The sequence below is a fragment of the Herbaspirillum frisingense genome, from assembly GCF_047325095.1.
GTDB lineage: Bacteria > Pseudomonadota > Gammaproteobacteria > Burkholderiales > Burkholderiaceae_D > Herbaspirillum > Herbaspirillum frisingense.
In genome coordinates this window covers 2,866,023-2,887,910 of the sequence record NZ_CP168558.1, presented here as the reverse complement: position 1 = coordinate 2,887,910, position 21,888 = coordinate 2,866,023, and the positions used below count along the sequence as shown (strand labels likewise).

The following is a 21,888-nucleotide window of genomic DNA, read 5'->3' as shown; positions in this document are numbered from 1 at the left end:
TTTTGCCGTAGACTCTAACGCCGCCGGTACAACGTCCCGGCTCCACCCAGGCAAGGCGATGAGAATACTGCTGGTAGAAGACGACATCATGATCGGCGAGGAGGTCCGCGCGGCGCTGCGCGAGGCTTCGTATGCGGTCGACTGGGTACGTGACGGGGCCGCTGCCCTCTCCGCACTCTCCGCACTGTCGTCTGCCTCGTCCCTGTCGGCCACCCACCAACCGGTCTACGCGGCCGCCCTGCTCGATCTCGGACTGCCTGGTCGCGATGGTCTCTCCGTCTTGCGCCAGTTGCGCAGTGGCTGCGACATTCCCGTGCTCATCATCACCGCCCGCGATGGCGTGCAGGATCGCATCGATGGCCTGGATGCAGGGGCTGACGACTATGTCCTCAAGCCCTTCGCCCTGGGCGAACTGCTGGCCCGCCTGCGCGCCGTGATGCGGCGCAAATCGGGTGCCGCCACCGACCTGCTGGACAATGGCGCCGTGCAGCTGGACCTGGGCACCAAGACCGCCCGCTGGCAGCAATCGCCACCGGTGAGCCTGTCGGCCCGCGAGTTCGCCTTGCTGCAGGCGCTGATGCAACGCCCCGGCGCCATTCTCTCGCGCAGCGATCTGGAAGAACGCATCTACGGCTGGGGTGAGGAAGTGGAGAGCAATGCCGTCGAATTCCTGATCCATGCATTGCGCAAGAAACTGGACAAGGACGCCATCCGAAACGTCAGGGGCATGGGATGGATGGTCGCGCGTCCAGTATGAGCCGCTCCCTGCAGGCGCGCCTGTCGCTGGCACTGACCGCGACCATCCTGCTGGTGGCGGTGGGCGCGGGTTGCTTCGGCTTCATTAGTGCCTATCGCGATTCGATCCGCATGCAGGATGACATGTTGCGCCAGGTGGGCGCCCTGATCGCCCGCATGGGCGGCACATTGCCCGAGGCCGGTGCCGTAGGCCGCTATCCCGGTGGCGATCACGAATCTCGCATCGCCGTGCAATGGCTAGCCTTACCGGGAGAGACGACGGCCCAGGCCGAGCACGGGCAGCGCCCCTTGCCGCTGCCGGCGGACCTGCATGACGGTCTGCAGACCGTCTTCATGCATCACGAGAATTTCCGGGTCTACGTGCAAGCGCTGGAATCGGGTCGGCGCATCGCCCTGTCGCAGGAAACCGATGTCCGCGATCGCATTGCCTACCGCAATGCCTGGCGTGCGCTGATCCCGGTGCTGATCCTGGTGCCGGTCCTGCTGCTGGCCCTGCAACGCATCATCGGCAAGCTGTTCGCCCCGCTGCAGAGCCTGCGCCGGGACATCGACCAGCGCCGAGATGATCAGCTGGAACCCATCGCCACCACCGCCCTGCCCACCGAAATCCTTCCCTTCGTGGAGGCCATCAACCGCCTGCTGGCCCGGGTGCAAGGTGCCATGCGCAGCCAGCGGCGTTTCGTGGCCGATGCCGCCCATGAGTTGCGTACCCCGCTGGCAGCCTTGTCATTGCAGGCCGAGCGGCTGCAGCAGAGCGAGATGTCCGACACCGCCCGCGAACGTTTGCTGCGCCTGGGCAGCGGCATCGAACGCAGCAAGGCGCTGGTGGCGCAGATGCTGGCCCTGGCACGGGCCCAGGGTGGCGAGTCCGGTGAGTCGGCCAATGCCTCGCAATGTCGTCGTTTCATCTTGCGCGAGGCGGTACGACCGGTACTGGAAGACCTGTTGCCGCTGGCGCAACAGAAGGATATCGACCTGGGCGTCGATGGCAGCCTGGAGGTCGAGGTCTGCTCCAACCCGCTGGAACTGGGCTTGCTGTTGAACAACCTGATCGACAATGCGGTGCGCTATACCCCGCCCGGCGGGCGCGTCAGCATCGCCGTTGCAGGCGAGGCCGCCACCCAGGCAGGTCAGGTGCGCCTGGAAATCAGCGACACCGGCCCGGGCATCGCCGCCGAGCAGCGGGAGCGGGTATTCGAGCCCTTCTATCGCATCGACCCGGCGGGCGCGCCAGGCTCCGGGCTGGGACTTTCCATCGTGCAATCGCTCGCGGCGCGACTGGATATCGGCCTGCGGCTGGAGCACGCTGATGCGTCTACAGGCCAGGGCCTGCGGGTGATCCTCGATATTCCTGCCGGCGAGGACTCTGCCTGCCGCACGATTTCTTGAGCCAGGCTAATGCCGGTCTAAGTTTCTGCCTTTACTATTCCGGTTTCGCCAGCCAAGGAGGAGCCAGCATGAACCAATATCCCGACACCCTGCAACGAACACGCTATCACCCGCTCTCGGCCGCCCTGCACTGGCTGATGTTCCTGCTGTTCGTGGTGGCGCTGGCCACCATCGAATATCGCGACGATGTTCCCAAGGGCGATCCCCTGCGCGACCTGCTGCGCACGGTGCATATGCACGCCGGCCAGCTTGTGCTGATCCTGGTGGTGGTGCGCCTGATCGCCCGCAAGATGCTGGGCGTGCCGCCCGAACTGTCCTTGCCCCGCTTGCAACGTCTGGGGGCGCATGCGGTACACCTGCTGCTGTACGTGGTGATGATCGGCCTGCCGGTGACCGGCATCCTCTTCACCCAGGCCGGTGGCCGCGAGGTGGTGTTCTTCGGGAGCACCCTGCCGGTGATCCTGGCCAAGGACATGGCCTTGCGCGGGCCGATCAAGGAAGTCCATGAATTCATGGGCAATGCCGTCTATTTCCTGGTGGGCCTGCATGTGCTGGGCGCGCTGTGGCACCAGTTCTTCGATCGCATGCCCATCCTGCAGCGCATGTCGCTGCGGTCTTCCGGCAAATAGACCACCCTTTGGATGAAACGCCGTCCGGTGCTGTTCATACCGAACGGCGTTTCTTATGGCATGCGCTATTGTGCGATCTGGCAAAACCCGCGACGGCGCATCACTACCATTGTTTGCGGCATATCAAGGCGGTTGGGATCACCGCCGCGTCGGTGGGAGAGGACGGGCGTTAAATATTGCTCGATACCATCTGAACTCAGCGAGCCACGATCATGCAGCTACCGTCCGCCCCCTTCCGCCGCCTTACCCTGTCCGTGCCGGCAGGCCTGCTGTTGCTCTGCCTGTCTGTCACAGCGACGTTGCGGCCAGTCGCGGCGACCTCATTGCCGCCCTCCGCCCCACCGTCGAACGACGTCATCGACGATCTGCCCGCCGACTACAGCGCCACACAGGATGCCGGTACCCGGCAACAGATAATGCGCGGGCGCTATATCGCGCGCCTGGGCGATTGCGTAGCCTGCCATACCCACGAAAGGAGCAAGCCGATGGCCGGCGGGCTGCCGTTGGACACGCCCTTCGGCAAACTGTATTCCACCAATATCACGCCGGATCGCGCGACTGGCATCGGCAACTACAGCTTCGCCCAGTTCGACCGTGTCATGCGCGAAGGCGTCGCCGCGGATGGCCATCATCTCTACCCGGCCATGCCCTATCCGTCGTATGCCAAGATGACAGAAGAGGATATGCGAGCGCTCTATACCTACCTGATGCAAGGGGTAAAGCCGGTGCAACAGGCCAACCAGGCATTGGGCATGTCGTTTCCGTTCAACCAGCGCTGGGGCATGGCCCTATGGAACATGGCCTTCCTCGACCGCACTCCGTTCCAGCCGGATCTGTCGCAGTCGAACCAGTGGAACCGGGGTGCCTACATCGTCCAGGGGCTGGGCCATTGCGGTGCCTGCCATACACCACGCGGCATCGGTTTCCAGGAAAAGGCCATGAGCGACGGTGGCCGAAACGGCCAGTTTTTCCTGAGCGGCGAAACCGTGGAAAACTGGCGTGCCCTGAGCCTGCGCGGCCTATGGAAGCCGGACGATGTGGCCCGCTTGCTCAAGACCGGCAGCAACCGTTTCGGCAGCGTGGCCGGTAACATGGTCGATGTGGTACAGCACAGCACCCAGTACCTCAGCGACGACGACCTGCAGTCCATCGGCATCTATCTGGCCTCGCTGCAGCCTGCCCCCGGCGAGTTGCCAATGCAGATGCCGACTACGCTCAGCTCAGCTCCGTCGCCTGACAAACTCTACGGCAGCCGGGGAGGACTGGGCTACGTGCAATTCTGCGCTGATTGCCATCGCCCGGACGGCGCCGGGGTAAAAGACGTGTTCCCCACCCTGGCCAACAATCCTGCGCTGCATTCGGCAGACCCGTCCTCCCTGATCCACATCATGCTCACCGGCTGGCGCTCGGCGAGCACCCAGGCGCATTCACGGGCGATGACCATGCCGCCGTTCGCTGCACTGAGCGACCGCGAGATCGCCGAGATCCTCAACTTCGCCCGCGCCAGCTGGGGCCGCACCACCAAGGCCGACATCAGTGAAACGATGGTGCGCCGCATGCGCGCCCAGTTGAGTGAAAGCATCGGCATGGACAAGGCCAAAGTTGCGACCTTCGTCACACCGCGCCTGGCCGACATGCTCGGTGAAAAGAACGCCTCCCAGCTGACACGCGGCGCGCGCCTGAACATCGAGACCAGCCGCATGCTGCCCGGCCACGTCGGCAACGCACTCAATTGCGCCAGTTGCCACCTCAATGCCGGCACCGTGGCCGACGGTTCGCCGTACGTGGGCGTGTCGTCTTTCTTCCCCAGCTATGCCGCGCGCGCCGGGCGTCTCATTACGCTGGAAGATCGTATCAACGGATGCTTCCAGCGCTCCATGAACGGCAAGCCGCTACCGGCGGGATCGGAAGACATGAAGGCCATGCTGGCCTACATCGACTGGATGCGGCGCGATACCCGAGCCGAGGATAAGGTCGCAGGCCGTGGCGTGGGCAAGATCGATCCCCGGCTCAAGCCTGATCCGGTCAACGGCCAGCGTGTCTATACCGCGCAGTGTGCACTGTGCCATGGTGAACAGGGCGAAGGCGTCAAGAATCAGGCCGGCCAGTGGGTATACCCACCGCTGTGGGGCGATGCCTCGTTCAATATCGGTGCCGGCATGGCGCGCACCTACACTGCGGCAGCCTTCGTCAAGCGCAACATGCCGATCGCCTTGCACGACCGCTTTCCGCTTGGTCAAGGAGGCTTGTCCGATCAGGAGGCGCTGGATGTGGCCGAATATTTCACGCACCAGCCGCGTCCGGACTTCGCACCCAAGGTCAACGACTGGCCCCGCGACAAGAAGCCCGCCGATGCGCGCTACTGAGCGGCAGTCTCTCAGAACCAGTGATTGGCCTGCTTCAGGTCACTGCGCAGTTCACGGAAGCAATGGTCGGTCCAGTCGCTGCGACTGATCTCGTTGCGCCGCATGAGCACGATCTTGCGCTTCAGGGTCGGTTGCCGTAGCGGCGCCACGTGCAGGCTGTCGTCGCGCAGGTAGGTGGTGTAGAGGCTGGGCATGATGCCGATGGCAATGCCGGCCCGTACCACCCCGTACAGCGATTCGCTGTGCACCACCTGATAGCGGCGCGAGGACGCCAGTCCGTGCTGCATCAGCGCTGCCGAGGCGAATTCCCACACGCTGCCCTGGGTGAACAGCACGATCTCTTCCCCGGCCATCTGCCGCCACTGCACTTCCTTGGCCCCGGCCAGGGCATGGTGGCGGGAGACGATCAGGACCAGCTCATCCTCGAACAGGGTCACCGTTTCCAGCGTCTGGGACGACAGCGAGTCGGGTGGCTTGATACCCACGCAGAAGTCCAGCTTGCCCGAGTGCAAGGCGTCCAGCAGGGCGTCGTTGGGCATGTCCTGTAGCAGGATTTCCACATGCTCGTCGTGCGCCTGGTTGTAACGGGCGATCACCGCCGCCGTCAGCGTGACCGCCGAAGGGATGGCGCCGACCCGGATGCGGTGCCGTCCGGTGCCGATGGCATGCTCGATATCGTCGAAGATATTGCTGGCCGTATTGAGCAGGTGACGCGCGTATTCCAGCACCACGGCCCCTTGCGCGGTGAGGCTGATCTGGTGCGTGGTGCGGTCGAAAAGCCGCGTCCCAAGCTGGTTTTCGAGCTGCTTGATGGACGCCGACAGGGCCGGCTGGGTCACCGCGAGCGCATCGGCGGCGCGGCTGAAACTGTTGGTGTCGGCCAGCGTGACCAGCGCCTGCAGGTGACGAAGGGTGACTTTCTGATTCAATTTGATCATGGCATTGCCAAAAAGACAGGGCAGGAAAACCGTCTCGGTTATAAATTCAGTTTATGAAATTATAAATATAAACAAATTATATTATTTAAGCACTTGTCCTATCCTCCACACCGTTTGCAGTACCACCATAAACAACGGTCGCAAGACCTCATCAAGACTCACCACAGGGGCAGGAATGAAAAAACACTGGATGATCGGCGCACTGGCTATTCCGGCAGCGCTGGCAGGCGCACAGGCGCAAGCACAAAGCAAGGTCGAGATCTACGGCCTGATTTCGGGTGGCGTGGGCTACCTCAGCAATCAGGGCGGTCCGCACAACTTCGAGGCGCTGTCCGGCACCAACCAGAACCCGCGCATCGGTTTCCGCGGCCAGGAAGACCTGGGCGGCGGCAACAAGGCCATCTTCAACCTGGAAAACGGCTTCAACATGATGACCGGCGGCGCCGCCCAGAACGGTCGCCTGTTCGGTCGCCAGTCGTGGGTCGGCCTGTCCTCCAACAGCATGGGCACCGTGACCCTGGGCCGCCAGTATGAAGCCGTCAAGGACTACCTGGGCCCCGTGGTCATCGCCAGCAACGGCGTGCACATCGGCGACAACGACAACGGCTACAACAACCTGCGCGTACAGAATTCGGTCAAGTACGTCAGCCCCTATTTCAACAACTTCAACGTCACCGCCGTCTATGGTTTCGGTGAAGCGGCCGGCGACGCCGCCGTGAACCGCGTCATGAGCATCGGTTCCGGCTACAAGGGCGGCAACTTCCGCTGGGCCGTGGCCTACACCCAGATGGATCAGCCCAACAGCAGCAAGAGCCCGGACGGCGCCATGGGCAACGACTACGCCAGCTCGCTGCTGATCTTCAACAAGAGCGCGGTCAACAGCTCGGCCGGCGTGCGCCGCCAGCGCATCGCCGGTACCGGCGGCTTCTACATCGTGGGCAATACCGATTTCGGCGCGATGTACAGCAACGTCAAGTATGAATACCTGGACAACACCAAGCTGACCCTGCAGAACGTGGACATCAACCTGGTGCACCACTACACGCCACAACTGAACCTGGGCGCGTCCTACTTCTATACCACCGGCAAGTACGACACCATCAACACCAACCCCAAGTGGCACCAGGTCAACTTCCAGGCTGACTACTTCCTGTCCAAGCGCACCGACGTGGCCATCACCTACAGCTACCAGATGGCTGCTGGCGATGCCACCAAGGCCACCATCTTCGGCTTCCCGTCCTCCAGTGACAAGAAGCAGGCGGTGCTGATGCTGGGCGTGCGTCACGTCTTCTGATCGTTCTCCCCAGGCCTGGCCGCTGGCTCCCGCGGCGGTCGGGCCTACAATACAAGTCTTTTGTCGGTTTCAAGGATAGTCATGTTGAACAAAGTCCCCTTCACCCGTGCTTCGGCCGCCCTGGTCACTGCCGGCCTCGGCCTGTCCCTGCTGAGCGCGCCGGTCCACGCGGAAAAGCGCACCCTGGTGCTGTCGGCCTACCCGATTTCGCAGCCATTGTTCAACAAACTGGTCTATGCACCGTTCAAGGAAAAATGCGGCTGCGAGATCGTGGTCGAGACCGGCAACAATGCCGACCGCATCGCCAAGCTGGACGCCCGCCGCAACAACCCGGTGGTGGACCTGGTGCTGCTGTCGGACTTCGGCATGCTGGAAGCCGCCCGCAAGGGTCTGGTGCAGCCGCTGGACTACAGCCAGCTGAAGAACTACAGCCAGATCTATCCCTTCGCACGCAATCCCATCGGCGGCAACTACGCCGTGGGCTACACCATCTACTCGGTGGGCCTGGTCTATCGCAGCGACAAGACCGCCGCCCCCAAGTCCTGGAAGGACCTCTGGAACCCTGAACTGAAGGGCCGCATCGCCCTGCCGGATGTGAGCACCACGCAGGGCCCGCTGGCACTGCAGATGGCCGATCTGGCCTGGGGTGGCAAGGGTGGCGACTATGCCGCCGGCATGCAGAAGATCCTGTCCATCAAGAACAACGTGGTGACCTTCACCAAGAACAGCGCGCAGCTGTCCTCGCTGTTTGCCCAGGATGAAATCTGGGTCGCCCCGGTGGCGCGCTTCACCTGGTCGCAACTGATGAAGACCGGCATGCCGCTGAAGTGGGCCATCCCCGCCGAAGGCCAGGCCGCCGGCATGAATGTGATGGGCATCGTCGCCAAGTCCAGGAACGCCGACCTGGCCTACCAACTGATGGATTTCTGGTTGTCCAAGGACGTGCAGACCGCGCTGGCGATGGAACTGGTGGATTCACCCGTGAACACCCAGGTGGTGCTGCCCAAGGACAAGGCCGAATTCAATACCTATGGCGGCGAACATATCGCCTCGCTCAAGTTCGTCAAGCCGGAAGACCTGCTCAAGCACCGCTCCGGCTGGCTGGAACAGTGGAACAAGGGCATCAGCAAGTAATCCGGCCGACACGCCCGACGCCATCGTCGATGGCCGCTCTCCTGCGGGATGGCGGCCGTCGCTGTCGTTCATCTTCCTGACATCGTTTGCCCAACATGCTCGCCCAATCCAAAACCCGCCTCGGCCTGATGCTGGTCACGCCGGCGCTGATCTTCACCGTGGTCTGCTTCCTGCTGCCGGTGGCCGCCCTGCTGCTGGGCGCCTTCCGCACCGGTGGCCCGGACAGCCTGGACGGTGGTCCGCTGCAATGGAGCCTGGCCCGCTTCGCCGATTTCTTCGCCGAGCCGCTGCACCTGCAGGTGCTGTGGCGCACCCTGCGCATCGCCGCCCTGGTCACCCTGTGCTCGGCCCTGCTGTGCTATCCCGCCGCGCAAGCCATCGTCCGGGTGGCGCCACGCTGGCGCGGACTGGTGCTGGGCATGATGATCCTGCCGCTGATGGTCTCGCCCATTGCGCGGACCTATGCCTGGATCGTGCTGTTCGGGCGCAATGGCGCGGTCAATGCCGTGCTGCTGCAACTGGGCCTGACCGATGAACCGCAACGCCTGCTCTTTACCGAGATGGCGGTGTTCGTGGGCCTGCTGCAGTTGCTGCTGCCGCTGATGCTGATGTCGCTGGTCAGCGCCATGGAAAACATCTCCGCCGACCTGGCGCTGGCGGCCTCCACCCTGGGCGCCAATGCCTGGCAGGTCTTCACCCGCGTCACCCTGCCGCTGACGCAGGAGGGCTTGATCGTGGGCGGCACGCTGGTGTTCACCGGCAGCGTCACCGCCTATGTCACCCCGGCCTTGCTGGGTGGACCCAAGGTCTTGATGCTGGAAACCCTGCTCTACCAGAAGGTCAGCGTGGAGAGCGACTTCGGCACCGCCAACGTGATCGCGGTGATCCTGGTGGCGATGACGCTGGCCGTCAACGCCGGATTGAAACGCATTGCCGCTCCCCGGAGGACGACATGAAACAAGGACTGTTCCCGCGCCTGGTGCTGTGGGCCGTGATGCTGTTCCTGCTGGGACCGTTCATCATCGTCTTCCTGGCTGGCTTCAGCGGCGGCGAGACGCTGGCCTTCCCGCCGCCCTCCTATTCGCTGCGCTGGATCGTGGCGGTGCTGCAGGCCGACGAATTCCGCCAGGCCTTCGGTACCAGCCTGGAAATCGGCCTGCTGGCGACCGTGATCGCCCTGCTGCTGGGCGTGCCCGTGGCCTATGCCATGTCACGCATGCCGCCGCCCGGCATGGCGGTGATCAAGCAAGTGCTGACCTCGCCCCTGATCATCCCGGCCATGCTGGTGGGCCTGGGCCTGCTGCGCCATTTCGTGCTGGTGATCGACGCGCCAGTATTCCTGGGTCTCTTGATCGGCCACGTCGGCCTGTTGACGCCCTATGCGGTACGGGTGGTCTATTCCAGCCTGGCCAACCTGCGCGTGGACATCGAGGAAGCCGCCATCACCCTGGGCGCCAGCCGCGCCCAGACCTTCCGCCTGGTGGTCTTGCCCAATATCCGGGGCGCCGTGATCGCGGCCTTCTTCCTGGCCTTCGTGACCTCCTTCAACCAGGTGCCGGTGTCGCTGTTCCTGACCGGACCTGGCATCAGCACCCTGCCCATCGAGATGCTGGGCCACATGGAGAACAGCTTCGATCCTTCCATCGCCGCCCTCTCCACGCTGCTGGTGCTGTTCACCATGGCCTTCGTGCTGGTCACCGAAAAGGTGCTGGGCATTTCCAAATACATGTGATGTGAGAACGTGATGAGTTACCTGACACTGCAGCAAGTCGCCCTCGGTTACGGCAATGCCAAGACCGCCGTGCAAGGGCTGGACCTGAACGTGGCCCGGGGCGAGCTGATTTCCCTGCTCGGCCCCAGCGGCTGCGGCAAGACCACCACCATGCGCGCCATCGCCGGCCTGATCGAGCTGCGCGCCGGCAGCATCACGCTGGACGGACGCGACATCAGCCGCCTGCCGCCCAACAAGCGCGACATCGGTCTGGTGTTCCAGTCCTATGCCCTGTTCCCGCACCTGAACGTGTTCGACAACGTGGCCTTCGGCCTGCGCCTGCGCAAGGTACCCTCGGCCGAACTGCGCCAGCGGGTGGAGAAGGTGATTGCCGCGGTCGGCCTGGCCGGTTTCGAAGCGCGCCTGCCGGCGCAGATGTCGGGCGGCCAGCAGCAGCGCGTGGCGCTGGCACGGGCCATCGTGATCGAACCCAAGCTGCTGTTGCTGGACGAACCGCTCTCCAACCTCGACGCCAAGCTGCGCGTGCAGATGCGCGCCGAGCTGCGCCGCATCCAGCGTGAGCTGGGCATCACCATGCTCTACGTCACCCACGACCAGGATGAAGCGCTGGCGATGTCGGACCGTATCGTGGTCATGAACGGCGGCAAGATCGAGCAACTGGATACGCCGGAGCGCCTCTTCAATGCCCCGCGCACCCGTTTCGTCGCCAATTTCATGGGTTTCGAAAACCTGTTCGACTACCGCGACGGCGCCCTCCATGGCCCGCAGGGCAGCCTGCCCTGCCCTGGCCTGCCCGCTGGTACCGCCTGCGCCGGCTGGCGCGTGCAGCAGGTCCAGGTCGGCAGCGGCAGCTACCAGGGCCGTGTGCTGTCGCGGGGCTTCCTGGGTGAATCGGTGGAATATCTCTTGCAGACTGCCCTGGGCGAAGTGCGCGGCATGGCCCCGGCCGCCCAGGCACTAGCCCGCGAAGGCGACGACGTGGCCTTCCACCTGCCGCTGGAACAAGCCCTGACACTGCCGGCCTGAGCAGGCCCCTACCCTCCAAGGAAAACAAGAACATGCACAAGATCTGGCTTGATACCGACCCCGGCTTCGACGACTGGCTGGCCATGCTGATGCTGTCGGCCAATCTCGATGTGAACTGGCTGGGCGTGTCGGTGGTAGCGGGCAACGCGCCGCTGGCGACCACCTACGACAATGCGCTGCGCATCAAGCAGCACTATCAGCTGGATGTGCCGGTCTATGCCGGCTGCGAGAAGCCGCTGGCCGGCAACATCGAGACCGCGCAATCCATCCTCGGCCAGGCCGGCATGGCCACCACCGGTGACGCCTTGCCGCAGGTCGACATCGCCGAACTCGAAGCGCGCCAGTCGCAGCAACTGCAGCGTTCGCCGCTGCCGCACGCGGTGGATGCCATGATCGAGGCGATCCGCCTGCACGCCGGCGAGATCACCCTCATGTGCATCGCGCCGCTGACCAATGTGGCCATCGCCCTGCAGCGTGCGCCCGAGATCGCCTCCATGGTCAAGGAAATCATCCTCATGGGGGGCTCGGCCGACCAGGGCAATCACACGGCGGCCGCCGAATTCAACATCTTTGCCGATCCCGAAGCGGCCGATCTGGTGTTCCAATCCGGTATCCCCTTGCGCATGTTCGGGCTGAACCTGTGCCGTCAACTGCTGGTGACCGCCGACGAGGTGCAGCAGGTGCGCGCCCTGGGCACGCCCCGCGCCCGCTGGCTGGCCGGCTACTTCGATGCCTACCTGCGCATCCGCAGTCCGGACGGCTCGGTGCCCATGCCGATGTACGACCCGGCGGTGGCGATCTGGCTCAAGCGTCCGGAACTGTTCAGTTTCCGCTCGGCGCGGGTGGATATCGAACTGCAGGGCCGGCTCACGCGGGGCATGACGGTGTGCGAATTCCGCGTACCCCGGCGCGCCCCGGCCAATACCGAGGTCGCCATGACCGTCGACGGCCCGCGTGCCATGCAATGCATGATGCAGGAGCTGCTGGGCACGCTGTCCTGAAGACGCCCCCGCCACTCCTCCCTGAACCGATCTTCCGCGATGTTTCGTCTATGAGTTTTAACGACCCCACCGATACCGGCCCGCTGACGCTCGAACAATTCGTGCGCGCCCTGCCCAAGGTCGAATTGCATTGCCATCTGTTCGGCGCGGTGCGCCGCCAGACCTTCAGCGAACTTTCCGCGCGTGCCGGCCATCCGGTCTCGGCCGAAGAGATCGAAGCCTTCTACACCCGCGGCGAAAAGCCGGTCGGCGTGCTGCGCGTGCTGCGCGCCCTCGATGCCGTGCTGATCCGCCAGCCCGACGACCTCTACCGCATCACCTACGAATACCTGCAGGACGCCTGGCAGCACGGCGTGGCCTACAGCGAATTCTTCTGGAATCCGACCGGCACGGTGCGGGTCTCGGGCATCGCCTACGACGCCGCACAAGACGCCATCGTGCGCGCCATCGTGGCTGCAGAACGGGACATCGGCATCATCGGCCGCCTGATCCCCAGCATCGACCGCGAAGCCAGCCCCGACGAAGCCCTGAGCATGGTGCAGTGGATGCTGCAGCATCCGGCGCCGCAGGTGGTGGGCATCGGCATGGACTACCGCGAGAACGACCGCCCCCCCGAGCTGTTCAAGACCGCCTACCGCCTGGCGCGTGAAGCTGGCCTGAAGACCACCGCGCATGCCGGCGAATTCGGCATGCCCTGGAACAACGTGGCCACCGCCATCGACCTGCTGCAGGTGGACCGCGTCGACCACGGCTATACCATCGTCGACAACCCGGCACTGCTGCAGCGCTGCATCGAACGCGGCCTGATCTTTACCGTGGTGCCGACCAATTCCTATTACCTGCGCACGCTGGCGCCACAACGCTGGGCCCAGGACCATCCGATCCGCCAGATGCTGGCCGCCGGCCTGCGCCTGCACCCCAACACCGACGACCCGACCCTGCATCTGGTCACACCCACCGGGGCCTGGCTGATGATGCTGCAGCTGGGCGCCGACATCGATGCCCTGCGCGGCTTCATGCTCAACGGCCTGGACGCCGCCTGGATGGCACCGGCCCTGCGCGAGCGCTGGCGCCGGGAATGGCCGGCGCGCTTCGATGCCTTGCGCGCGCGCCTGGTCAGCTGAGCTTGTGAAAGTATCCTAATCCACCAGCAGCAGCGGGATTTCCTCGTCTAAGTTGGGCAAGAGCTTGAATTCCCCGACCAGCTGCGCCAGCCGGTCGGCCTGTTCCTGCATTGAATCGGAGGCCGACGAGGTCTGCTCGACCAGGGTGGCGTTCTGCTGGGTGACGTCGTCAAGCTGCTTGACCGCCATCGAGATCTGCTGCAGTCCGCTGGACTGCTCCACACTCGCGCTGGCGATATCGCCCATCAGGTCGTTGACCCGCTGCACGCTCTCGACCACTTCCGCCATGGTCTGGCCGGCTTTCTTGACCAGCAGGTTGCCGCTCTCGACCTTGTCCACCGAATTGTCGATCAATAGCTTGATCTCCTTGGCAGCGGCTGCGGCACGTTGCGCCAGGTTGCGCACTTCGCCGGCCACCACCGCGAAGCCGCGGCCCTGGGTACCGGCCCGGGCCGCCTCCACCGCCGCGTTGAGCGCCAGGATGTTGGTCTGGAAGGCAATCCCGTCGATCACCGTGATGATCTCCACGATACGGTGCGAGGAATCCTTGATCGAGGCCATCGTCGTCACCACCTCGGCCACCACCGACCCCGCCTCGCGCGCCACCTGCGAGGCGGTACCGGCCAGCTGGCTGGCGCGCTGGGCGTTGCCGGCGTTGCGCTGCACGTTGGCATTCATCTGCTCCATCGAGGCTGCCGTCTCTTCCAGCGAACCGGCTTGCTCTTCAGTGCGCGAGGACAGGTCCTGGGAACCCGAGGCGACCTGGGCCGCTGATACGCGGATCGAGTCGGCCCCCTCCCGGACCTGCCGCACGATGCAGGTGAGCCCATCGCGCATTTCCTTCAGGGCGTAGAGCAGCATGCGGGTCTCTCCCTTGTAGCCGACATCGATCGGCGCCGTCAGGTCGCCATGGGAGACACGCCGGGCAACCTCCACCGCCCCCGCCAGTGGACCGGCAATGGCCTTGTACACCACCAGCAGCGTGCCGGTCAGCACCACAAGGCTGACGCCGATGAGCAGGTAGACCACCCGCGTCATGCGGTCTGCAGCTTCCTGCGCCTGTTGCACCTGGCCGGCCGTCCTCTGGTCCAGCATGGCGAAGAACTCGTCGACCGGGTGCATGATCCGGGCCTTGTTCTGGTGGTAGCTCGCGTCATGCATCATCTGCCGTGCCTGTTCCAGTTCGTTGCGGTTGGCGCTGGCACCGGCGGCGCGCTGCGCCTTGACCATCTCCATGGCACGGGTCTCGATCTGGACCAGGGTATCGGAAATGTTCTTGGCCTCGGTCAGCTTGCTCAGCTCGGCGGCGGTGAAGCCGTTCTCGCGCATCAGATCGGTGAGCGCCGCACTGACATTGCTGTCCGGACGCGGCGCACGCCCCTCGGCATCGAAGAAGTCCCAGTAGATGCGCTCGTAGTGCTGAGGACGTGCTCGCCTGCCGTCGCGGATGTCCAGCACCGTCTGGTAGTGCTGGGCGTAGACCGGATCGCCGGTGACCACGTAGGTGCGCGCCAGCCGGGTCAGGTCGTCCGAGCTCTGGCGCAGCTCGGCGGCCAGCAGAAAGGAGCTGAAACGCTGCCCATTGGCCCGGTTCAGGGCCATGTTGGCGTTTTCCTCCTCATAGGCGGCCAGCACGATGAGCGCCATCAGCATGGCAATCACCGTCACCAGCGCGATAAAGATCTGCCGGATCGAAAACCGGCGAAAAATGAAATTCACGATATCTCCCTCCCCCAAGGAATTGGCAGCTGCCGCCGCGCCACCTGCCGCGGCAGAAGCGCTGGCTTGCGGTCGGCAGACGATACGTCCGTGGGAACGAGGAGAGTCGAATATCGAAAGTTTACTGCTCTCGTCTCGAATTATTTCTACAAGATGATGTTTTACAGGCATCAGAACTTGCCATTCTGCTCTGGCCAATAATGAAACTTTATGCAGACTGTCCGGCCGAGCTGAGCCGCTGCCAGCAGAAAACTGCATCAAGGTTCACAATAGCGGTCTTTGTCTACGCAGCATCCCCCTTCATGAGCTCTTCTGCCAAGCCGTCTCCGAACCACCCGCGCTTCCTGCTGTTCCTGATCTGCGCCTTTGCCTCGGCCGGCCAGCTGGCCATCGACCTGTACGTGCCGGCGCTGCCGGAGATGGCGATCGACTACGCCACCTCGGCCCAGGCCATCCAGACCAGCGTGACCGGCTATCTGATCGCCTATGCCTTCGGACAGCTGGTGTTCGGGCCGTTGGCCGACGCCTTCGGCCGCAAACGCATCCTGGCCCTGGGCCTGGGCCTGTTCACGCTGGGCTGTGTCCTGACCCTGGTGGCGCCCAACCTGGAAACCTTCGTCGCCGCCCGCATCCTGCAGGGCTTCGGCATCGCCGCCACCAACCTGCTGGCCAAGGCCATCATCACCGACTCCTTCGCCGGCCAGGCGCTGGTGCATGCCTACACCTACATGGCCATTGCCTGGGGCCTGGCGCCCATCGTCGCCCCGGTGATCGGCGCACACCTGCAGGAAGCCTTCGGCTGGCGCTCCTGCCTGGTGTTCCTGCTGATCTACTCCTTCGCCATGTGGGCCATCCTGTGGCGTTACCGGGAGACGCTGGCCCAGCCAGTGCACCTGCACCCCAGGACCTTGTTCAGGAACGCCCGCATGGTGCTGGCCAGCCCGGTGTTCCAGAGCTGCTTCCTGGCCCAGGGCCTGTGCTACAGCATCCTGCTGGTGTTCAACATCGTCGGCCCCTTCATGGTGCAGAACACCCTGCATCAGCCACCGACCTTCTTCGGCTACATGGCGCTGGCCATCGGCATGATGTATTTCCTGGGCGGCATTTCCAATCGCATCCAGCATCGCCGCCTGCCCAGTGCCGAAGCGCGCCTGCGCATCGGCGCGCGGGTCATGGCCGGTGCCGCCTTCGTCATGCTGGTGCTGGCCCTGACCGTGGGCCTGCAGGTGTGGACGCTGATCACGCCGGTGCTGGTGATGGGCTTCTGCGCCGGGGCCATGTATCCCACGCTGATGGCCAAGGGCAATTCGATCTTCCCGCATATCGCCGGGCTGACCAGTGCCATCCTCGGCTTTGCGCTGCTGCTGGTGTCCTCGGGGATGATGGGGCTGGCCGGATTCGTGTCCATCGATAGCCTCACGCCGCTGGCGGTGTTCTTCTGCATCGTCAGCCTGACCGTGATCCTGATGGTGTCCAAGCTGTTGCAACATCTGCAAGTGCCGCCTGCCGCCGCCATGGCGCAGCCGGGTCCGGGGCGCTGATGGAGCGTCGGCAGGTTGTGGGTACAGTTGCCGTTGCAGCGACACACATCAGAAAAACCCTGATATCCGCCACCGACGTCCCGGCATACGATGAGGCCATCGACACTGAATGACTCCCCAAGGAGGACCTATGGCCATCATCGACACCCTGCTTCACTACGGTAGCTATCTCGCGGCTTTCTATGCGTTCTATGTGCTCGCGGGCATGCTGGCCTTCGGTCTGTTCCTGCGCCACAAGCTGTACCAGAAGCCGCGTCGCCAGCCGGTGCCGCTGCGCGTCCAGTACGACCCGCGCTCGGGACGAGAATCGGATTCGCGCCTGCACTGACCAGTGCAAGCGCAGACAAGCAGGGCCGGATTCATCGAATCCGGCCCTTTTTCATTCTGCGGCGCTTCAGAACAATTCCTGCTGGGGGGAGGTCACGGCCGCAAAGCTGTCGCCCACGAAGACCAGGATGGCATCGGCCACCGGGGCCAGCTGGCGCTCCAGGTAGTGCCCATGATCGATGGCGGCACTGCGCTTTTCCAGCGGTTCCGGACCGGCCGTGGTCATGACGTAGTTGATCCAGCCGCCTTGCTGGTATTGCAGGGGCCGCCCGTCCTGCTGGTTGACCTGGTCGGCCATGCGCGCCGCCCGCACGTGTGGCGGCACGTTCTTTTCGTAATGGTCCAGCTGGCGCCGCAGGCGCTTGCGGTAGACCAGCAGCTCGTCCAGCCGGCCGGCGAACAGGTCGGCGACATAGCCGACGATGTAGTCCCGATAGGGTTCACCCCGGAAGATGCGCAGATACAGCTCCTGCTGGAAGCGCTGCGCCAGCGGCGACCAGTCGGTGCGGACCGTTTCCAGCCCCTTGTAGGTCACCTTGTCCTGGCCGTCGGCGCTGCGGACATAGCCGGCATAGCGCTTCTTGCTGCCGGTATCGGCGCCCCGTACGTTGGGCATCAGAAAACGCTGGTAATGCACCTCATACTGCAATTCCAGCGCGCTCTTGAGGTCGTACTCATCGGCCAGGTGCCGGCGCCACCAGTCATTGATGCGACCGGTCAGGCGCAGGCCGATCTGGCGCGCCTGTTCGTCGTCGTGGGCGCGACGCAGCCAGACGAAGGTCGAATCGGTATCACCATAGATGACCTCGAAGCCCTCTTCCTCGATCAATTCACGCGTGCGATGCATGATTTCATGCCCGCGCCGGGTGATGGACGATGCCAGCCGCGAATCGAAGAAGCGGCACACCGTCGAACCCAGCACCCCGTAGAAGGAGTTCATGATGATCTTCAGCGCCTGCTGCAAGGGCTTGTTGCCCTGTGCCTTGGCCGCTTCCCGGGCTTGCCACAGCTGCTCGATGATGGCCGGCAGGCTATGACTGCGACGCGAGAAGCGCCCGCCGTTGAAACCGGGCACGGTCTCCGCTTCCGGCTCGTTGAGGGTGCCGTCGACCAGCCCCACCGGGTCGATCAGGAAGCTGCGGATGATGCTCGGATAGAGGCTCTTGTAGTCCAGCACGATCACCGAGTCATACAGCCCCGAGCGCGAATCCATGACGAAACCGCCCGGACTGGCCAGCGGCTCGGCATCGCCCAGGTTGGGCGCTACATAGCCCTTGCGGTGCATGTGCGGCAGGTAGAGATGGGTGAACGCCGCCACCGAACCGCCGCTGCGGTCGGCCTGTAGGCCGGTGACGCTGGCGCGCTCCAGCAGGAAGGACAGGATCTCGGTGTGCACGAAGATGCGCGTGACCAGCTCGCAATCCTTGAGGTTGTAAGTGGCCAGGGCCAGCTTGTCATCGGCGAACATGCGGTCGATCTCGTCCATGCGCTGGTAGGGGCTGGCAATCGCCTTGCCCTCTCCCAGCAGGGTCTGCGCTACGTTTTCCAGACTGAAGGACGGAAAATTCCAGAATGCCGAACGCAGGCTTTCGATGCCGTCGATCACCAGCCGCCCCGGGGCCGATACCAGCAGGTGGTTGGCACGCAGGCCGTGTTCGCGCCACTCCAGGGCCCGTCCGGCCCGCCCCAGGCGCAGCGGAACGCGGTATTTGTCCGCCTGTTTCTGCAACACGTTGAGGTCGAACTGGATCAGGTTCCAGCCGATCAGGGCATCCGGATCATGGCGCGCCATCCAGTCGTTGAGGGCTTCGATCAGCCCGACACGGCTGTCGCAGAACTGCAGCGCAAAACCGGCCTCGGCCGCCTTGGCGACCGCCTCGCCTGACTGCCGGGCGGCTCCGCTGTCCGGCTCCAGCACATAGACGCTGCGCTGGCCGCAACCTTCGATGGCGATGCTGTAGAGCTCGCCCTGCCAACTGGTCTCGATATCCAGCGAAGCCAGCTTCAGCGGCGGGCGGTAGCCCGGCAAGGGGCGAATGCGCGCCTCGACCAGCACGCCGTGACCATCTTCCACGCCGTGGAAGGCCAGTGGTGCATTGATGAAGCGCTCCATCAGGTAGCGCTCGGGCGGCCGGATATCGGCTTCATAAACGGGGATGCCGGCAGCGATCAGCGCCTTTTCTATCTTCAGCAGCTTGCGGTAATGGCGACCATACAGGCCCATCACCGGCCGTTGGCTATAGTCCTTGAGTCGTTCCAGCGGACGCAACTGCATGCCGCGCTCGCCGGCGATCAGGGTGTCTACCCGTTCGGCCTCCGCCTGCGGCACGAAGGCCACCGCCTCCTGCGGCGGCAGGTGCAGGCATTGCGGGCCATTGTCGGTGGCCAGCCACAGCTCGATCTCGACGCCCGCCGGCGTGTCGCGCCAGTGTCGGCTCAGGATGAAGCCGGCACGTTCGCCTGGGCGCAATTGCGATTGCGGGGTGTTGTCCTCTGTGCCTGTCACCGGTCTGCTGCGTGCTGGTTGTGTGCTGGTTATGTGCCTTGCGCGGATCGCGCAAATGGCATGAAGACCGCGATTCTACTGCCATGTGACATGGCCTGCGCAGGCAGGCAGCACGATGAATGTGAAGACAAACCCAACACGCTTTTTCAGTTGCAAAGATTTTGGAAATTTTCCCTGTCTTCTCCGCGTTTTGCGTCGGGGCGCGCAATGCGAAGCTGGCGCCCGTCATTCGCTCGCAATACGGACAGTCTCGCCATGAACAAGCTCTCCCATCTCGCTTTGCCAGCACTGCCGGCCCTGCTGGCGCTCCTGGTCGCCTCCGGCAGCTTGGCCGCCAGCTTCGATTGCGGCAAGGCCGCTTCCCGCAACGAAAAGACCATCTGTGGCGATGCCCAGTTATCGGCCATGGATGACGCCCTGGGCCGGGCCTTCCGCCAGGCCCGCGACATGGCCCCCGACAAGCGCGCCTTTCGCGCCGACAGTGATGCGCAATGGCGCTGGCGCGAGCAGCACTGCAGTGACCGCGCCTGCCTGCTGGACTGGTACCGTCGGCGTCAGGCCGAACTGTCCGCCGCCGCAGGCCAGGCCGATATCAGCGACCAGGGCAAAGCCGCCGTACCGGTGCCACTCCCCCAAGCGTTGCGGCTGGGGCTGAATGCCCGCCAGATCGACGGCCTGGCGCCGGCCGGCAGCATGCCGTGGCCGCATTACACGCGGGTCGAACGCGGCACGTACTTCTATCGCGACCCCGATGCCGACGCCTCACAGCAACTGGTGAGCGTGCGCTATTACGGCGTGGAACACGGGCAGACCATCCTGGAGGCGGTACGTGGCCAGACCGTGCTGCGCTACACCTGCAGCGGCGACTGTCGCTACATCGCGCAGCTGGTGCTGCCGGGCGATGTCGAGAAGGACAGCGTCATCCTCGCCAACGACCACCGCTCCCTGCCCTCACTGATCGTCGGCGATGCGCTCAATGGTTTGCTGGTGCCGGTTACGGTGCACTGAACGCATTAAATGCATTGAATGCCGGGAAACGACAGATGCCGGGCAGCGCTCAGCCTGCCCGCGAGGCGGCTGCCCGCACCGCAACGGCCTGCCCACGATAGAGGATCAGCGTAGCCGATAGGCCGCAGACAGCAGCGAAGGTCAGCCAGTAGCCGGGCGCAGCCTTGTCGCCGGTGAGTTCGATCAACCAGGTGGAGATGGCCGGGGTGAAGCCGCCGAATACGGCGGTGGCCAGGCTGAAGGCCAGCGAGAAGCCGGCCACCCGGATCTGCTCCGGCATGATCTCGGTCAGTGCCGCCACCATGGCGCCGTTGTACATGCCGAAGAAGAACGACAGCCACAGCAGCACCAGCAGCATGCGTTCCACACTGGGTGCGGCGGCCAGCCAGGATAGTGCGGGATAGGCGGTCAGGATCGCCAGCACGGTGATGCTCAGCAGCACCGGGCGCCGCCCGATACGGTCGGACACCATGCCGCCGATGGGTAGCCAAAAGAAATTCGACAGCCCCACCAGCAGGGTCACCACCAGGCTGGCCTGGGTCGAGAGCTTGAGTACCGACTTGCCGAAGGTCGGCGTGTAGACGGTGATCAGGTAGAAAGTGGTGGTGGTCATGGCCACCAGCAGCATGCCGGCGATCACGGTCTTCCAGTTCGCCAGCATGGTGCGATAGACCTCGCCCAGGGCCGGACGATGGGCGCGTGCCTTGAAGGCTTCGGTCTCCTGCAGGGAACGACGCAGCAGGAAGATGAACGGTACGATCAGGCAGCCCACGAAGAAAGGAATGCGCCAGCCCCAGGCGGCGATCTGCGTTGCATCCAGCCAGAGATTGAGGGCATAGCCCATGAGCGCGGCCATGACGATGGCGATCTGCTGGCTGGCCGACTGCCAGGCAGTGTAAAAGCCCTTGCGGCCGGGCGTGGCCATCTCGGCCAAGTAGACCGATACCCCGCCCAGTTCGGCCCCGGCCGAGAAACCCTGCAGCAGGCGTCCGATCAGGACCAGCAGCGGCGCCAGCAGGCCGATACTGGCGTACCCCGGCACGCAGGCGATCAGGATGGTGCCGCTGGCCATGATGGAAAGCGTCACGATCAGGCCCTTGCGGCGGCCCACTTCGTCGATATAGGCGCCCAGCACGATGGCACCCAGTGGCCGCATCAGGAAACCGGCACCGAACACGGCGAAGGTCAGCATCAGCGAAGCGAAATCGCTGCTGGTGGGGAAGAAGACCTTGGAAATGTGGGTCGCGTAGAAGCCGAACAGGAAGAAATCGAACTGTTCCAGGAAATTGCCGCTGGTCACGCGCAGGACGGCGCCTGCGCGCGAACCGCGCGTCTCGGGTTGGGTGCTCATGCTGAAAGTCTCCTTGCTGTTGTGTTCATGAAAAACCGGGTGGGCCG

The 21,888-nt window shown here is 64.2% G+C and carries 18 protein-coding genes; 14 read left to right on the top strand and 4 right to left on the bottom strand.

Features of this window, described 5'->3' with window-relative positions; translation table 11 throughout:
* Positions 1-58 precede the first annotated feature (58 nt).
* The 4 genes from ACEOAC_RS13335 to ACEOAC_RS13320 all read left to right on the top strand — a co-directional run bounded on the left by ACEOAC_RS13335 (position 59) and on the right by ACEOAC_RS13320 (position 5,140).
* Positions 59-757 (top strand): response regulator transcription factor, encoded by a 699-nt coding sequence (locus ACEOAC_RS13335; protein ID WP_102662479.1) that lies wholly within the window; start codon positions 59-61, stop codon positions 755-757.
* Complete coding sequence (locus ACEOAC_RS13330) at positions 754-2,145, top strand: sensor histidine kinase (RefSeq protein ID WP_241812339.1); 1,392 nt, start codon at positions 754-756, stop codon at positions 2,143-2,145. Before ACEOAC_RS13335 ends, ACEOAC_RS13330 begins: the two co-directional genes overlap by 4 nt.
* A gap of 68 nt (positions 2,146-2,213) precedes the next feature.
* Positions 2,214-2,774, top strand: a complete 561-nt coding sequence (locus tag ACEOAC_RS13325) for a cytochrome b (RefSeq protein ID WP_077237980.1) — start codon at positions 2,214-2,216, stop codon at positions 2,772-2,774.
* Between the two features lie 212 nt (positions 2,775-2,986).
* Positions 2,987-5,140 carry a c-type cytochrome gene (locus ACEOAC_RS13320; protein ID WP_241812340.1) on the top strand — a complete coding sequence of 718 codons (2,154 nt, stop codon included), beginning with the start codon at positions 2,987-2,989 and terminating at the stop codon, positions 5,138-5,140.
* 11 nt (positions 5,141-5,151) lie between these two features.
* Here ACEOAC_RS13320 and ACEOAC_RS13315 read toward each other — a convergent pair whose 3' ends face one another.
* Positions 5,152-6,078, bottom strand: a complete 927-nt coding sequence (locus ACEOAC_RS13315; protein ID WP_006462229.1) for a LysR family transcriptional regulator — start codon at positions 6,076-6,078, stop codon at positions 5,152-5,154.
* 175 nt (positions 6,079-6,253) lie between these two features.
* Here ACEOAC_RS13315 and ACEOAC_RS13310 point away from each other — a divergent pair, with 175 nt between their 5' ends.
* The 7 genes from ACEOAC_RS13310 (at position 6,254) to ACEOAC_RS13280 (ending at position 13,389) form a co-directional block, all read left to right on the top strand.
* A complete protein-coding gene (locus tag ACEOAC_RS13310) occupies positions 6,254-7,372 on the top strand; it encodes a porin (protein ID WP_413444358.1) in 1,119 nt (372 codons plus the stop codon).
* Between the two features lie 81 nt (positions 7,373-7,453).
* Positions 7,454-8,506 (top strand): ABC transporter substrate-binding protein, encoded by a 1,053-nt coding sequence (locus ACEOAC_RS13305; RefSeq protein WP_006462231.1) that lies wholly within the window; start codon positions 7,454-7,456, stop codon positions 8,504-8,506.
* A gap of 95 nt (positions 8,507-8,601) precedes the next feature.
* The gene (locus tag ACEOAC_RS13300; RefSeq protein WP_006462232.1) at positions 8,602-9,462 is read left to right on the top strand and encodes an ABC transporter permease; all 861 of its coding nucleotides are present in this window, start codon (positions 8,602-8,604) and stop codon (positions 9,460-9,462) included.
* Positions 9,459-10,238 (top strand): ABC transporter permease, encoded by a 780-nt coding sequence (locus ACEOAC_RS13295; protein ID WP_413444357.1) that lies wholly within the window; start codon positions 9,459-9,461, stop codon positions 10,236-10,238. The genes ACEOAC_RS13300 and ACEOAC_RS13295 overlap by 4 nt, the downstream gene beginning before the upstream one ends.
* 12 nt (positions 10,239-10,250) lie before the next feature.
* A complete protein-coding gene (locus ACEOAC_RS13290; protein WP_413628388.1) occupies positions 10,251-11,264 on the top strand; it encodes an ABC transporter ATP-binding protein in 1,014 nt (337 codons plus the stop codon).
* 32 nt (positions 11,265-11,296) lie between these two features.
* Entirely contained in the window at positions 11,297-12,265 is a 969-nt protein-coding gene (locus ACEOAC_RS13285; RefSeq protein ID WP_077237986.1) for a nucleoside hydrolase, read from the top strand.
* Between the two features lie 50 nt (positions 12,266-12,315).
* Positions 12,316-13,389: an adenosine deaminase family protein gene (locus tag ACEOAC_RS13280; RefSeq protein WP_241812344.1), complete on the top strand. Its 1,074-nt coding sequence runs from the start codon at positions 12,316-12,318 to the stop codon at positions 13,387-13,389.
* Positions 13,390-13,404: 15 nt separating this feature from the next.
* Here ACEOAC_RS13280 and ACEOAC_RS13275 read toward each other — a convergent pair whose 3' ends face one another.
* Positions 13,405-15,108 carry a methyl-accepting chemotaxis protein gene (locus ACEOAC_RS13275; RefSeq protein ID WP_413628387.1) on the bottom strand — a complete coding sequence of 568 codons (1,704 nt, stop codon included), beginning with the start codon at positions 15,106-15,108 and terminating at the stop codon, positions 13,405-13,407.
* A gap of 302 nt (positions 15,109-15,410) precedes the next feature.
* Between ACEOAC_RS13275 and ACEOAC_RS13270 the strand changes: the two genes are divergently transcribed.
* Positions 15,411-16,649, top strand: coding sequence for a multidrug effflux MFS transporter (locus tag ACEOAC_RS13270; protein WP_241812346.1), 1,239 nt, complete (start codon positions 15,411-15,413; stop codon positions 16,647-16,649).
* A 130-nt stretch (positions 16,650-16,779) separates the two neighbouring features.
* Positions 16,780-16,977 (top strand): hypothetical protein, encoded by a 198-nt coding sequence (locus ACEOAC_RS13265; protein WP_102662468.1) that lies wholly within the window; start codon positions 16,780-16,782, stop codon positions 16,975-16,977.
* 66 nt (positions 16,978-17,043) lie between these two features.
* On the opposite strand, the gene ACEOAC_RS13260 is transcribed toward ACEOAC_RS13265, so the two are convergent.
* Positions 17,044-19,482 carry a DNA polymerase II gene (locus ACEOAC_RS13260; protein ID WP_413444771.1) on the bottom strand — a complete coding sequence of 813 codons (2,439 nt, stop codon included), beginning with the start codon at positions 19,480-19,482 and terminating at the stop codon, positions 17,044-17,046.
* 255 nt (positions 19,483-19,737) lie between these two features.
* Here ACEOAC_RS13260 and ACEOAC_RS13255 point away from each other — a divergent pair, with 255 nt between their 5' ends.
* The gene (locus ACEOAC_RS13255; protein ID WP_413628386.1) at positions 19,738-20,490 is read left to right on the top strand and encodes a lysozyme inhibitor LprI family protein; all 753 of its coding nucleotides are present in this window, start codon (positions 19,738-19,740) and stop codon (positions 20,488-20,490) included.
* 49 nt (positions 20,491-20,539) lie between these two features.
* On the opposite strand, the gene ACEOAC_RS13250 is transcribed toward ACEOAC_RS13255, so the two are convergent.
* The gene (locus ACEOAC_RS13250; RefSeq protein WP_006462242.1) at positions 20,540-21,841 is read right to left on the bottom strand and encodes an MFS transporter; all 1,302 of its coding nucleotides are present in this window, start codon (positions 21,839-21,841) and stop codon (positions 20,540-20,542) included.
* Between the last annotated feature and the right edge of the window lie 47 nt (positions 21,842-21,888).

What these genes read in the sequence shown, in the direction of transcription:
- ACEOAC_RS13335 (WP_102662479.1), top strand. Translation starts at nt 59, where the DNA reads ATGAGAATACTGCTGGTAGAAGACGACATCATGATCGGCGAGGAGGTC.
- ACEOAC_RS13330 (WP_241812339.1), top strand. Translation starts at nt 754, where the DNA reads ATGAGCCGCTCCCTGCAGGCGCGCCTGTCGCTGGCACTGACCGCGACC.
- ACEOAC_RS13325 (WP_077237980.1), top strand. Translation starts at nt 2,214, where the DNA reads ATGAACCAATATCCCGACACCCTGCAACGAACACGCTATCACCCGCTC.
- ACEOAC_RS13320 (WP_241812340.1), top strand. Translation starts at nt 2,987, where the DNA reads ATGCAGCTACCGTCCGCCCCCTTCCGCCGCCTTACCCTGTCCGTGCCG.
- ACEOAC_RS13315 (WP_006462229.1), bottom strand. Translation starts at nt 6,078, where the DNA reads ATGATCAAATTGAATCAGAAAGTCACCCTTCGTCACCTGCAGGCGCTG.
- ACEOAC_RS13310 (WP_413444358.1), top strand. Translation starts at nt 6,254, where the DNA reads ATGAAAAAACACTGGATGATCGGCGCACTGGCTATTCCGGCAGCGCTG.
- ACEOAC_RS13305 (WP_006462231.1), top strand. Translation starts at nt 7,454, where the DNA reads ATGTTGAACAAAGTCCCCTTCACCCGTGCTTCGGCCGCCCTGGTCACT.
- ACEOAC_RS13300 (WP_006462232.1), top strand. Translation starts at nt 8,602, where the DNA reads ATGCTCGCCCAATCCAAAACCCGCCTCGGCCTGATGCTGGTCACGCCG.
- ACEOAC_RS13295 (WP_413444357.1), top strand. Translation starts at nt 9,459, where the DNA reads ATGAAACAAGGACTGTTCCCGCGCCTGGTGCTGTGGGCCGTGATGCTG.
- ACEOAC_RS13290 (WP_413628388.1), top strand. Translation starts at nt 10,251, where the DNA reads ATGAGTTACCTGACACTGCAGCAAGTCGCCCTCGGTTACGGCAATGCC.
- ACEOAC_RS13285 (WP_077237986.1), top strand. Translation starts at nt 11,297, where the DNA reads ATGCACAAGATCTGGCTTGATACCGACCCCGGCTTCGACGACTGGCTG.
- ACEOAC_RS13280 (WP_241812344.1), top strand. Translation starts at nt 12,316, where the DNA reads ATGAGTTTTAACGACCCCACCGATACCGGCCCGCTGACGCTCGAACAA.
- ACEOAC_RS13270 (WP_241812346.1), top strand. Translation starts at nt 15,411, where the DNA reads ATGAGCTCTTCTGCCAAGCCGTCTCCGAACCACCCGCGCTTCCTGCTG.
- ACEOAC_RS13265 (WP_102662468.1), top strand. Translation starts at nt 16,780, where the DNA reads ATGGCCATCATCGACACCCTGCTTCACTACGGTAGCTATCTCGCGGCT.
- ACEOAC_RS13255 (WP_413628386.1), top strand. Translation starts at nt 19,738, where the DNA reads ATGAACAAGCTCTCCCATCTCGCTTTGCCAGCACTGCCGGCCCTGCTG.
- ACEOAC_RS13250 (WP_006462242.1), bottom strand. Translation starts at nt 21,841, where the DNA reads ATGAGCACCCAACCCGAGACGCGCGGTTCGCGCGCAGGCGCCGTCCTG.